The organism is Gimesia sp. (assembly GCF_040219335.1).
GTDB lineage: Bacteria > Planctomycetota > Planctomycetia > Planctomycetales > Planctomycetaceae > Gimesia.
Window position 1 is genome coordinate 1 of sequence record NZ_JAVJSQ010000039.1, and the last position, 13,105, is coordinate 13,105.

General features: G+C 45.3%; 9 protein-coding genes and 3 pseudogenes. 7 read left to right on the forward strand and 5 right to left on the reverse strand.

All coding sequences use genetic code 11. The features are described from left to right. Positions 1 to 158: 158 nt before the first annotated feature. A complete protein-coding gene (locus RID21_RS28275) occupies positions 159 to 1,208 on the reverse strand; it encodes a hypothetical protein (protein ID WP_350194819.1) in 1,050 nt (349 codons plus the stop codon). 356 nt (positions 1,209 to 1,564) lie between these two features. Further along, positions 1,565 to 2,437 carry a helix-turn-helix domain-containing protein gene (locus RID21_RS28280; RefSeq protein ID WP_350194821.1) on the reverse strand — a complete coding sequence of 291 codons (873 nt, stop codon included), beginning with the start codon at positions 2,435 to 2,437 and terminating at the stop codon, positions 1,565 to 1,567. 1,063 nt (positions 2,438 to 3,500) lie between these two features. Between RID21_RS28280 and RID21_RS28285 the strand changes: the two genes are divergently transcribed. The 7 genes and pseudogenes from RID21_RS28285 to RID21_RS28315 all read left to right on the forward strand — a co-directional run bounded on the left by RID21_RS28285 (position 3,501) and on the right by RID21_RS28315 (position 11,324). After that, on the forward strand, positions 3,501 to 5,666 hold the full coding sequence (locus RID21_RS28285) for a sulfatase (protein WP_350194823.1): 2,166 nt from the start codon (positions 3,501 to 3,503) through the stop codon (positions 5,664 to 5,666). Positions 5,667 to 5,830: 164 nt separating this feature from the next. Then, on the forward strand, positions 5,831 to 7,036 hold the full coding sequence (locus tag RID21_RS28290; protein ID WP_350194825.1) for an OpgC family protein: 1,206 nt from the start codon (positions 5,831 to 5,833) through the stop codon (positions 7,034 to 7,036). An 83-nt stretch (positions 7,037 to 7,119) separates the two neighbouring features. Further along, on the forward strand, positions 7,120 to 8,871 hold the full coding sequence (locus tag RID21_RS28295) for an ArnT family glycosyltransferase (protein WP_350194827.1): 1,752 nt from the start codon (positions 7,120 to 7,122) through the stop codon (positions 8,869 to 8,871). A gap of 255 nt (positions 8,872 to 9,126) precedes the next feature. Further along, a complete protein-coding gene (locus RID21_RS28300) occupies positions 9,127 to 10,245 on the forward strand; it encodes a GYF domain-containing protein (RefSeq protein ID WP_350194829.1) in 1,119 nt (372 codons plus the stop codon). Beyond that, positions 10,235 to 10,447: pseudogene (locus RID21_RS28305) on the forward strand (type II secretion system protein); the annotation flags it as partial. The gene RID21_RS28300 and the pseudogene RID21_RS28305, both read left to right, overlap by 11 nt. A gap of 38 nt (positions 10,448 to 10,485) precedes the next feature. Continuing rightward, positions 10,486 to 11,046: pseudogene (locus RID21_RS28310) on the forward strand (DUF1559 family PulG-like putative transporter); the annotation flags it as partial. Positions 11,047 to 11,186: 140 nt separating this feature from the next. Next, the gene (locus RID21_RS28315; RefSeq protein ID WP_350194835.1) at positions 11,187 to 11,324 is read left to right on the forward strand and encodes an H-X9-DG-CTERM domain-containing protein; all 138 of its coding nucleotides are present in this window, start codon (positions 11,187 to 11,189) and stop codon (positions 11,322 to 11,324) included. A 250-nt stretch (positions 11,325 to 11,574) separates the two neighbouring features. Here the strand turns inward: RID21_RS28315 and RID21_RS28320 are convergent, their stop codons facing one another. From RID21_RS28320 to RID21_RS28330, 3 genes and pseudogenes are all read right to left on the reverse strand, one after another. After that, a complete protein-coding gene (locus RID21_RS28320) occupies positions 11,575 to 12,039 on the reverse strand; it encodes an integrase core domain-containing protein (protein WP_350194831.1) in 465 nt (154 codons plus the stop codon). A gap of 269 nt (positions 12,040 to 12,308) precedes the next feature. After that, positions 12,309 to 12,530: pseudogene (locus tag RID21_RS28325) on the reverse strand (integrase core domain-containing protein); the annotation flags it as partial. A 12-nt stretch (positions 12,531 to 12,542) separates the two neighbouring features. Beyond that, on the reverse strand, positions 12,543 to 13,105 hold a 563-nt coding region (locus RID21_RS28330), incomplete at its 5' end, for a DDE-type integrase/transposase/recombinase (protein ID WP_350194833.1).

Here is a 13,105-nt window from a genome sequence, read left to right on the forward strand (position 1 = left end):
GATCAGCCTCGTTCCACTCAGCGTTACCAGTCGAGCCCACGCAGTGATGAGCCGTCTCTGGTCAAACGCATGTATGAGCTGGTGCGGTCACGGCCCCGGTTCGGCTATCGCCGGATCGCCAGGCTACTGCAGCGGGAAGGCTGGCAGGCCATACTCTCTTAATCACTAATGAGCTCGAGGTAGACAGAAGCATCTTCTCTCACGAGCTTTCCCACGGATGGTGATTGCTGTTGTACAATAAGGGAATTTTTCTGTTTTAAGTTCGTCTGCCCCTCTGGGAGTTTATACCTTGTGTTTAAGCCAGATCGCTTGAGGATTTTATTGGCATCATGATGATTAAACCCTAGAACATAAGGCACTACACAAAAACCGGAAGGTGGAATCACAACTTTTTTTTCGCTATGTCCTGACAAGTCTATCTCGAAAGGTAATTTATCACCACCAAAGTACTCGCTAAGCCATAGATTCCTCTTATGAGTTCCTCTGTTTATCTCAATATTGATGAATTTGTACAAAAATGTTTGACCATAATTGGGGTAATGGATTTGAGCTTCGATTGGCAAAATTGTTTTCTTATTAAATGTGATTATTGAGATATGATTGTCATTTTTTAATCGATTCCGAAGTGAGAATGTCAATGTTATCTCATTCTCAGTTTCTTTTAGAAGCTTGCAGTAAAAAAGCTTCTTTAGTTCTGCAGTCGACATTCCAAAAAAAAATGGAAGAGGACCTTCTAAAAAATCTGATGAGAAATAATTTGAATCGAAGGGAACCTTTGTGTAAGTTTGATTCAGATCATCTATTATTACGATTTTTTTTGAATCACATATCCATTTTTTTTTTAGTCCCTCGATAATTTTATAAGGCGTGCCATTTAAAACGTACTTTTGTGATTTATCATTAGTGTTATAAAGAGTTTTTTTAAAATCAGTATCAATAAAATCAGTATCAATACGAGACCAATTAGACTTATCGTAATAAAACTTACCTTCTGAAAGCTGGACAGTTTTATAAACGTTGTCTAACACGCACCTTTGATAAGATCCCCGATAACTTCTAATCGAAGTAGAAATCTTTTCCCATTTTGATAAGAAATTTTCCAGTTGTGGACTTTCAACCTCGTTCACATTCTTTTGATGAGCACAACAGAGAGATGAAAAGAAAAATACAAAATAGAACGACATTGTTTTTGTATTAAGTATTTTCATCATCATCACTTTCACGAATAATAATTAACGCATAACAAAATAAGGACATTATTCATTAATGAAAAGAAACTTTAACAAAAATAAAAGGCATTATTAGTTAAGAGTCTCTCGTCGATAGCTTGATATTATGTGAATTTGCCATCTAGTGCTAGAGGAATATGAAATCAACAAGTTTGACTAAATCTTCAACTCAAGCTGATTTCTTCCATCTCGATACCATGTTATTGCATTAGAAAACGATTTGATATCCATTCTTGGTGTGTAAGGATGTTTTTGTCTGTAAGCCAGTGAGATCTGATTTCCCATTAAGCAATGTTGGGTGGTTTTGAAGTTCGCCAGGAATCGACCACGAACACTCAGCCCGCCTGTGGATCAGTGGCGATGGTCTGTGCGATGTGTCGGGCGAAGTCATGATTGTCACGTGTTTCGGTAATCGTCGTGGCCAGGAGTTGTCCCTGTGTTACATGCCAGTTGGCAGTCACGCAGACGGTACCATGTCGCGTATATTGAAACTCTTCTCTGGCCGGCTGTCCGGGACGTGCCCGTTTTGTTTCAGCCCGCCGTTCGTTGGCCTGCAGGCTGGTCATTTCATCAACGCAGACCGTGTGCGTTCGCTGCTCGTCAGCTAACTGCTGTGCTTCCCGATAGGTTCGACAGACTGTCTCTACCTCGCGTTGAAACTTTTCAGGGTCCTGTTCAGTCGTGTTGCACCAGTAACGGCTGCGATGCGGCTTCAGATTCACTTCGCGCAGGACACGGTTAACATGGCTGGCGGAAATCGCATCGACCAGTTGACGTCGTTGTGCTTCATCAGCCAGCTCGGCTCCCGTCCAGGAAGTCACCGGGCGACCACTGTTCTGGGGATCTTTACAGGCGAGGGCAATCACTTCTATGATTTGTTGGTTGGTGAAACACCCCGGTGATCCACTGCGAGGTGCATCACTGAGTGTATCCATGATGGCCCGGATATAGGCACTTCGGTTCAGGGCAAACTCCATCTGCAGCAGTGCTGGAAAAGAGTCCCGCCAGCGACGTCTCCAGAGTCCGATGGTTTTCGAACATCGATCCACGATCGCCGCAATGGCTTGATTTTTGTGCCTTTCAAAGGCGAGTAAAATTATCCGGGCCCGGACAATAATTTCCTGTCTGCCATTCCTCTGCTGAGTTAACATGGTTAGAATTTCGCGCATACACGTCGTCAATTCAATACGGGCAGCCTTGCCTGACATTGGCTCTTCCCTGGTTCTGGTAGGTGAGGTGAGATTCCCAATCAAACCTTGGAAGAGCATTTTATTACCAGCAATCTGGCAGTCTATAGAAATCGGGAAAACAGCATAAAAAACGTTCTGGTGGGAACTAACTTAAGAGCGGAGTTACTAGCGGTAGAAAACCTGTTGGCTTTCGACGTCGAGCAATACTACACGCATTAACCACATTCCACGTTCCAGGGGCAGACGCTTAATGAAATGTATTTTGGGATCGGCCAGGAGATACCGTGGCAACTGCAGGAAGCGAGTATCGCAGTAAGAAAATCACGGACGGAGTCAAATCGGTCTAAGAGCTGTCGTATATGTGAGATACTTCTTGTGGTCAGTCATTGGGCGGGAGCGTGAGATTTGCAGGACGGATTTAACAGGTTAGTCGTTCGCTCTTCATGATCTCCACCAGCGATTTCACCCTGCGATCATTGGCTCACTTTGTAAGTGCCATTTGGTGCGGCGATGATGGCCTGCGTTTCCTTAGTTCATTAATCTGCCCCGCAGTGACTGTGATTCCCAGCGGAATTCCCTGGCCATTACAGAAGATATGTATTTTGTAAGAATAGCCACTCCCGCAAACCTCCCACTGCTGAATGATGTGCGCGGACGATCATTCTTGCATTACAAATGACTCAGATATCGGTGTGGGTGGGCATATTTACATACTCTTTATAACAATGTTTTAGTATAATTTTTTTGCGAGCCAACTCGTTGTACGTCAGTTCATTTCAATTGTGCCCAAATGATCAAGTAGGTATATTCATAATTTGAAACAACATAATTATTGGTGCGAAATGCTCGACCCTCATTCACATGCCTCAAAAAACTGTCTATGTGCACACATCCAATCTCCAAGAGATGGAGTATTTCTTTCTCCATCACAAATAATTTGGCGGGCAGATTATTAGCAGAAATGAAGACCTATGAAAGACTGCCCGTAAATCCAGTTCATTAGCATGCTTGCAAATTCTTTTCATTGAACTATTTCATCAAACGTTACTAAATTGATTCTTTGGAAAAAAGTTTTAGATAAATGAAATGTGATCGGACCCTATCGCTCTATACCCGTCTTTATCCAAATAATGGACTGGCAATCGTATTTTCGTTAATTGCAATTCTCGAACTACTATTACACTCGCAATGCAAAACCAGCTTCTGGTTCAATTCTGATTTAACATTGAGCGCGAGATGCGCTCTAGCACTCTTTCTCTTTTTGAGCTGGATCTCTTTCAGTTGGATGTGCTGGTGGGGTTGGAAATTAATCATTGGAAAGTCATTGAGAAAAGGCCCAAATGGCTTGGGTTTGAGTTTTACTTTTATCCTGATATCGGTGATCTGTTTTTTTTATATCTCTAGCTGGATCTTTTACTGGAGAACGGGAACTTTCATTGATTTAGATGCCATGAGGTTTGGAGCCAATAACTTCAAGATGATAGCCAGATATATTTGGCAGGCAGAGAAAATCACACTATTTACAGTAGCTACAATTTGCATTTCATTACTCGCTATCGCTCACTTCCAATCTGTCAGGAGTGTAAGAAGAGCCCAAGAAGAAAGAACTAGATCTAACGCGTCTGTTTTTATTACTCTTTTTATCACTTTTGATATAGCAGCATTTATCCTTTTAACTGGCGGGAATGGAGAAGAATATTCCCCCTCAGGAGAATGGTGGGAAAACGACAGGGTATCAGCCAATTTCGAACTGCAGTCAAGATTGAATCCATTACTGACCCTGATAGTCAAACCCCTCTTCCAACAAGATCAGAACTCCCTGATGTCAGGAAAACTCTCAGAGCAGGAATTAGGCCCCAGAAGAAAAGTAATTGATCAACAAAAGAAAATTGGGAGCGAGTCTCTGACAGAATACTCGGTGATCTTCATTGCCGTTGAAGCGTTGAGAAAAGATGTCGTGGCATTACGCCATCAGGGACAGGAAGTCATGCCGCACCTGAATCGACTGGCAATGAGTGGACTACAGTTTACACGTTGCTATGCGCAAAGTACTCATTCCAACTACGCTGATCCCTGCCTGTTCAGTTCACTCTACCCACTCCGATCTGAATCACATCATTATTATTCGGAATCTGATCCATGGCCGAAGTCGATGATCTATGATGTGTTTAAACAGTATGGATATGCCACTGCGATTTATTCTTCACAGAATGAGACTTGGGGGCATATGAATGCTTTTCTTGAAAGTCCCAACCTCGATACATTTTTCGATTCTCGAAGTTTTGAGGGACCAACCTATACTTCGACAAAAGACGTGGGCTTCAAGCGCTATGTCGAAGGAGCCGATGTAGCGGGGAAACTGGATGATGCAGTTACAATGCGACATGCCCTCGACTGGATTGAAAACCAGCAGAAAAATTATAAACCCTTTGTGCTCTGCATGAATCTTCAAACATCTCATTTTCCTTATGAAATACCAGGTGGAAAGCCAGGGCCGTTTCAGCCTTCCGCTCTGGATTTTGATCTCTCATTCGTTTCATACCCCAGAGAAAAAATTCCGGTTGTGCGAAATGCATATTACAATTCGTTGCATTATGTGGACCAACAAATCGGAAGACTGGTGGCATTTCTAAAACAAAAGAAATTGAGTGAAAAAACCATCCTCATTATTGCCGGCGACCAGGGAGAAGCATTTTATGAAAATGGATTTCCAACCCATGCCGGTCATCCTTATGAGCCAGTGTTGCGTGTTGCTCTCGTAATGCATAATCCAGAATTGTTACCGGCAGGAACGAATGATTATCTTACGCAGGCAATTGATATCACGCCTACAATTTGTGGCCTGTTGAAAATCAAGCCGCATTCTTGCTTTCAGGGGTGCAATGTACTTTCAACAGAATGCCCTCCTAATGACAGACGTCTGGCCTTCGTCCACTGTAACTCCACATTGAGTGGTTCAGATGCGATTATCAGTGGGACAGGTTGGAAGTTTATCTATGACAGTAGAAAAAAACTGGCCCGACTATATAACTTGTCCGAAGACCCTGGTGAAGTTCATGATCTGACACAAACTCGACCTAGTATTGCAAAGACAATGGCCAGTCTCCTGATGAATTGGAGGAGATCACAGGTGCTCTATTATCAGACTCCCACCTACTACGGTTGGTTTTATCCCCCTCGAACACCTGTGATTTCAGAGAATCAGTTGGTGAATCTCAAGTCAGAAGCCTCTAATGGGTTGCCTTAAGATTATGTTTTGAGTCTATTCAAACTCGAAATAGACAATTCAAAACTTTTTCGAATAAGAATCACAATGCTTTGTACCTCGCTCTATCACTTGGATCAGATCATCGTCCGTCAGGCACAGGTCAGCACGTATTGTTCGTTTCTCACGCCTAAGGTTATCGACTGATGTCAGGATCCAGGCTTTTCACCCAGAATTCTCCCAAATTATTGACGAATAAGATTACCCGTGATCTCAGGATTGATTTCTTTCGGGGTCTTGCCCTGTTGATGATTCTGGTTGATCACGTGGAAAGTCGGTTAGGGCTCGAAATGCTGAGTCGTTTCACTCTGAAAAGTGTTGGATATTGTGACGCTGCTGAAGTGTTTGTCTTTCTCTCTGGGTACTTATACGGCAGGGTTTATGATCGGATCTATGAAGTGCAGGGAACTTTGACATGTTTCATCAAGTCAGTGCAACGCGGCATCAGTCTTTATTTTGTCACTCTTCTGACTCTCATCTGCTGTCTCGCCATCAGCATACCTTTTGCCTTATTTAATACTCCGATTTCAGATCGATTGCATCTGGCTCCTTTTATTTCTCAGCCGATGGAGACAATGCTTTATGCCTGCACCTTGTTATTCGAGCCTTATGGTTTTGGGATCCTGAGGCTCTACATTATCTTCTTTATGTCTTTAATCCCACTGAACTTTTTACTCTTTCAATCGAACAAACTACTAGCCTGGCTCTTGTCGATAAATTTGTATCTATGCAGCCATCTTTTTAGCGAGTTCACCGTTCCCATGTTGCTGGAAGAGATCAGACTTTTTCACTTCAATCCCTTTGCCTGGCAGTTCCTTTTTTTTATTGGCATCAGTATTGGCTCTAAACCAGATTTCGCAAAGTCAGTACTGAACCGTTTTCGATTCTTAGGATACATCTCACTGATAATCTTAGGGGTGGTAGTCTTTTTAAATGTGGTGCAGCCCTTACTGAGTTCACTGGTAGCGGCCGAATCTATTGTAGAAGATCCATTTGACCATTCCTTCCTTTCCAAGCAGATGCTTGCTCCTCAGCGTCTGATCAATTTTCTGGCACTGGCTTATTTGGTTAATATGCTGACTTCAATAGACGATCCCTTCTGGAAGTCCCGTATGGCCTATCCGTTTGTCGTATGCGGGAAAAATTCTCTTACGATCTATTGTCTGGGACTGGTACTAATGTATCTGATAGTGGCAATATCTTTTTCATTTTCATTAAGCGTCTGGTGGGTCACGATGTTAAATATCGCTGGGTGTCTGCTTTCCTGTCTAGTGGCTCTGGCCCTCCACCGGCATCGTCATTTAAATGCACCAGGCCCCCCTATTCCTGATATCAGAGCTAAATCGAATTAATCCTGCCCGACTCTGATCCCACGCACATATTGTATTTAAAAGGATGCCGTTTTTATAACATACATCAATTGAAGTGGTTAAATATGGAACAGTTCTCCCACAAAAAATTGATTGTCGCCTCTCTGCTACTGATCCATGCAGTTCTGGTTGCCTACGGTGCCACGCGCCACAGCCCCAACCTCAATGAACCCGGGCATCTGGTAGCAGGACTAAGTCATTGGGAATATCAACGGTTCGAACTCTACAGAGTAAATCCACCATTCGTAAGAATGATTGCTACAATTCCCGTCTGTTTTATGGATATCAAAACCGACTGGAGTCATTTTCATGAAAGACCAGGAGCGCGGCCAGTCTTCAAGATTGGAAGTGATTTTGTCATAGCTAATGGAGAAGATGCTTACTGGATCTTTACTGTAGCCCGATGGGCCTGTCTCCCTTTTACATTGTTGGGTGGGTACTTCTGTTATCGTTGGGCAGAAGAGCTATATGGCTTCCTTTCAGGAATATTGGCACTATCCTGCTGGTGTTTCTCGCCTAATATCCTCGCTCACGCGCAATGTATTACTCCGGATTGCGGTGCATCGACTCTGGGACTGATATCGGGCTATTATTTCTGGCATTGGTTGAAGGGATCGCATTTGTCAGACGCTGGTCTCGCAGGGCTGACGCTAGGATTTGCATTGCTTTCAAAAGGCACTTGGATCATTCTATTTGGGCTCTGGCCATTGATGTGGGGCATCTGGTTGTTCGTGGATCGAAAATCAGTATCGATTTTACTCTTGAGAAAGCAGTTTGGTCAGCTTGCTATTATTCTGGGGATCGGACTTTACATTCTCAATACAGGATATTTTTTTGAAGGTTCTTTTACTAGACTGAAAGAGTTTCAATTCGTAAGTCAGAGCCTGAAAGCGACAGAAATTGATCAAGGCAATGACGGGGCATTCTCATCTAACAAACCATCAAATCGATTTACAGATTCCTGGTTGGGTGAAATTCCTGTTCCGGTCCCCAGGAATTACCTTCTGGGGATCGACATTCAGAAACGGGATTTTGAGGATTTTGGTCGCGAGTCGTACCTACGAGGTGAATTTCGAGATCGTGGCTGGTGGTATTATTATCTTTATGCAATGGGTATTAAAGTCCCCTTGGGATACGGGGTCATTTTGATTCTGGCTACTTTTCAGGCTGTGCTTCACTGGAAAAATATTGAGTCGATCAGAAATGTGATCGTTCTCCTGGTTCCGGTCGTTGTGATTTTTGTGTTAGTCAGCTCCCAGACAGGCTTTTCCCATCATCTGAGATATGTGTTACTTGTATTTCCATTTCTCTTTGTCTGGATGGGCCAGTCAGCGGAATGGTTATCACATAATACAAAGTTGGCCGGTTTTACTTTACTGACAGGATTGGTCTGGGCAGTTGCCAGTAGTCTATACTACTTCCCACACAGTCTCTCATATTTTAATGAAATCGCGGGAGGCCCCTTGAATGGTCACAATCATCTAATCAACAGTAATATTGACTGGGGACAGGATTTAAAATATCTCAAGGAATGGAGTGAATTGCACCCGGAAGCCCGCCCGCTTTTTGTTTGTTATTATGGAACTCTTAATTATTACGGACAGTCTGATATCCAGGCCCTTGGAGTCGATGCACCGCTTCCCCCTATCAGTGAAGACAGAGAATTTATCCCCCCGCCCGGCTGGTATGCCATCAGTGTCAATTATCTAAAAGGATATGGATGGAAGCAGCCTAAAAATGGCTTTGCCTACTTCCAGAAATTTGAGCCAGTTGCCAGGGCCGGATATTCAATATACATCTATCACGTCGAAGAATAGTCTCTTGAGCCAGTGCCGTTATAAAAAGTATTCTATTTGTGTATAGCATCTGTGCACAACATGATGCTAATTTCAATGGATGCAAACAGTGTTTTTGGATCAAATAGATTTTAATTCAATAATTGAGATGGACGAATTTTGAAGGGGGGGGATGCCTATTGTGTACATTTGACTTGATCTAAAAGGTGATATTTTGCTTAACTTATGTTAGAAATTGCACAGGTACTACATATTTCATCTTGATTATGGCTTACAATGGCGACCGAATGGTTCTACAAACAATTTGACGAAGAGCTGGGACCATATCTCTTTCGCGACTTGGTGGAGATGGTCCGTGAAGAGCATCTTCTGCCTGAGACCATGGTACGTCCCAGCTATATGGATGAGTGGCAACGGGCAGATTCTGTTGTGGGCCTGTTTTATATGGCGCGGAAAGAACCGGAGACCCTGCCTCCCGTTTCCTCTGAAGAAATGGACCTTGATAATGAATATGCTGATGAAAATGATCTAGAGGTATTTCTGGCATATTCAGATGAAACTAAGTCGACTGCTTCTGCACTTCCGGAACAAAAATCTGAACGCCCAGGCTGGCTGAAACGGCTGCTGTCATTGAGAGACAGCAAGATCCCTCCGGTTCCTCTCGACCCCCAACGTGAGATTCATGTCAATCTTCACGCGCCTGTTGACGGCAACGCGGAATCAGCGACCGGTTTGGAACAGCTTGAGGTCGCGCTCAGCGATTCAGACAATCTAAACGATGATGTTGAAATCGGTGCTTATTCCGAAGAGACCTGGTCATCGACGGTGAATGCAGCTGTCGAACGCGTCGATGCCCGAGCACCCAAACAGGAACAGACTTCGCATCCCAGACAAATACTCCCCACATTCAGTTTTTCCTTTCGGGAACATCCTGCTTTTCGCAAGTTGCTGTTGGGGTGCGTTTTAATCCTCTGTGCGAGTCTGGGGATCTATGGATTTGTCGATTGGATGGGGCAGGGGAAACTCTATTTTCCTCTTATCGGATATACCTCGCCCTTGTTGTTTCTGGCATATGCTGGCTGCTCCTTGCTGACGGTTCTTATGCTGGGACCACTGCTGGTCTATATTGCAGCGCCCTATTTGCGCCTCGGATACCGAGTGGGGGCAGCTTTGGTAACAGCGAATATCACGGTTTTATTTTTACTGAACTGGTCAGAGAAACAGAACATGATTTTCCCTTCAAGCAAGCCGACTGAAGCCAAACTGATCTTTCCGCTCCTGGGAGAATGTTCCCCGTTTGCCTACTGGATGTATTTTGTAGATTCCGTAGTCATTGTAGCTGTAGTGGCTTACTTTGCCGCCTGGTGGCTGGAGGCGCAAGCTGATGAAATTTAAACCCGGAAATATCGTACGAGTGTACCACGGTTCTCTACCAGGGACCTTTCACCAGAAAGCTGGTTTTACTCTAGTCGAATTATTGGTAGCGACAGCGATCATTGGGATATTTATTGCGCTGGCGCTTCCCGCGGTTCAGTCAGCACGCAACTCGGCCAGGCAGTTGCAGTGTTTAAATAACATGCGAAACGTAAGTCTGGGACTGCTGCAGGCGACAGACAGTGCGAATCGGTTCCCCGCTTGTGGTTATTTCGGAGATGGGACTCCGACAGGCGGGGCTCCTTTCGGAGCTGGGTTGTGGCCATTCTGCCTTATATTGATCAGTCTAATTTGTACAATCAATGGGATATTGACCGGAACTACAAAGATCCCGTCAACGCTCCCCTGGCCCAAACGCATCTCCCTGTCCTGACCTGCCCTGATGATATCACAGAAGTCCCCGGCCAGGGAAATCTGACTTACGTCGTCAGCAGTGGTGTCGGCTTTTCTGCAATGATTGGTGGATTCCATGACTGTCCAGTTGGTCCTTCATCAGGAATGCTGGATTTGAATGGAAACGGGATTACATGCAACTCATCTACGGAGGGGGATGGAACACCGTCAGATCGGGAAATATTTTTCCAGATGGGACTGTTTTTCAACGAAACGTGGAAAGGGGTTATTCGGGCCAAGCGTCACCATCAGATGTCCAGTCTTACAGATGGTGCATCCAATACCATGCTGATTTCTGAGAATATTCGTAGGGGGTATGATCCAGCCAGAGCTGATTCAGCCAACTGGGCTTCGCCGAATCCCTATCTCACCAGCTTTTATATAGGAAATCCCTGCCTGAATGGCAACTGTGCTTCCGGAAACGTGGATTATAATCGCTCGAATTCAGGTTCAAGTAAGATTAACGTCGGAATCACTCAGCCCGAGGGGAGTGCCCTTTTCCCAATTCACTGCACGAAAGAGGCGTTAACGTTGGATACTGTGATGGACACATTCAGTCTCTATCAGCAGACATTGACGGAAAAGTATATGCTGCTCTCACCAGTCCCCAAGGGCAGGACTTAAATGGTACGCCACTTGAACAATAGGCCTATGGTACGGCGCCAACTGAATTACTTTCGGCCCCAATTAATATCCGTTTTCTCGAGTGGTCTCGTCGGGTACAAAAGGACTGTCAACCGTTAAGTCCCGCAACCAATTGATCTTTGAAAACAAAATCTGGTGAAAGAACTGACGTGGGTTGGCAGACGTATGCCCTGTAGGACTGTTGGTGGTGACCTTTTCGAAGCGAACTCGCGCACGGTGAGCGTGAAGAAATCACTTGCTTATTGATTTGATCTACGCCGCAATCCGCTTGTACGACTTGATCAGCCCGCCGAGATGTTCCTCGCAATGGATCTCATTAAGCTTGATCGTCTCGAATTCCGGCGGCGGCTCGGCACAGCAGGGCGGCAGATGTTCTCGTGAACTGTGCGCTCGATGCTTGTTGTAATAATCAACAAACTCCGAAACAAGATAATCGAGATGCCGTTGACCGAATGCGATGAAATGATTCAGGGCTTCGTATTTAATCGTTTGCACAAACCTTTCGATCCGGACATTCAGATTGGGAGATCGGATCGACAGCCTCTTCGGCTGGATGTCTTTGTTCTTTAGAAACTGCTTGAACTCAACTGAGAACTTCGTGTCTCGATCATGGATCAGGCAGGTTGGCCTCTCATCCCTGTTGGCAACGTGGTTTACGAACACTTTGGTCTGTTCCGTGACCCAGGCAGAATCCGGCCTTCGCGTTGAGGGTGTCACAAAGACTTCACGCGTCTAAAGATGCATGAAAACCAACACGTACAAATCGACAATCCCCCGAGGTGTCACGGCTCGTTTTGTAAAGAAATCGCAGGCCCAGAGTGTTTCCGCATGAGCTTTGAGAAACTGGTCCCAGGTTCCGGTACTTCGCTTCGGACTCGGTCCGACCTCTTCCTCCTTGATGATATTTTTCACAGTCTGACGGCAGACCTGGGAGATGCCGAGTTGACCTGCCTGAAAAACCTGTACCAGATCTTATGAAGGTTGGTTTAGGTAATTTCGCTGTGCAGTTGGAATGAGGGCGCAGCCCGATTGGAAACTGCACAGCGACTCGAAAACTCTGCCGGGGTAACATATCCCAGCGAACTGTGTGGGCGTTGTCTGTTGTAATCTTCCTTCCAGGCAGCCGTGAGCCTGCGGGCTGTTCCCAGACTCTCAAACACTTCGACTGCCAGGAATTCATCCCGGAATCGACTGTTGAAACTTTCCGCATAAACGTTTTCCTAGGGGGCTCCCGGCTCGATATATAACGAGTTAATCTCTAGTTGACTCAGCCAGCGTTGAATTGCCCAGGAGACAAATTCCGGACCATTGTCACTCCGGATGCACTGCGGCACTCCTCTGGAAGAAAACAGTTCAGCCAGAGTATCAATCACATCCTCGCTGCGAATGCTCCGATCAACCTTTAAAGTCAGACACTCCCGGGTAAATTCATCGACTATGCAAAACCACTTCAGGGAACTGCCCGATGAGGTTCGATCAAACACAAAATCCCAGCACCAGACATGATCTTTCTGTTCTGGCCGCAGCCGGTGACAACCATTCCGGGAGTCACCTGTCCTGCGACGTTTTCTCTTCTTTTGAGGCACTTTCAGCCCTTCCCGACGCCATAAACGGTACACACGGGTGAAACTGGCCTGCCAGTCTTCCTGTTGCAACAGCCTGGCGATCCGGCGATAGCCGAACCGGGGCCGTGACCGCACCAGCTCATACATGCGTTTGACCAGAGACGGCTCATCACTGCGTGGGCTCGACTGGTAACGCTGAGTGGAACGAGGCTGATCCA

Bases quoted from the DNA above. Each gene is read 5' to 3' on its own strand.
- RID21_RS28275 (WP_350194819.1), bottom strand. From the start codon at position 1,208: ATGAAAATACTTAATACAAAAACAATGTCGTTCTATTTTGTATTTTTC.
- RID21_RS28280 (WP_350194821.1), bottom strand. From the start codon at position 2,437: ATGTCAGGCAAGGCTGCCCGTATTGAATTGACGACGTGTATGCGCGAA.
- RID21_RS28285 (WP_350194823.1), top strand. From the start codon at position 3,501: ATGAAATGTGATCGGACCCTATCGCTCTATACCCGTCTTTATCCAAAT.
- RID21_RS28290 (WP_350194825.1), top strand. From the start codon at position 5,831: ATGTCAGGATCCAGGCTTTTCACCCAGAATTCTCCCAAATTATTGACG.
- RID21_RS28295 (WP_350194827.1), top strand. From the start codon at position 7,120: ATGGAACAGTTCTCCCACAAAAAATTGATTGTCGCCTCTCTGCTACTG.
- RID21_RS28300 (WP_350194829.1), top strand. From the start codon at position 9,127: ATGGCGACCGAATGGTTCTACAAACAATTTGACGAAGAGCTGGGACCA.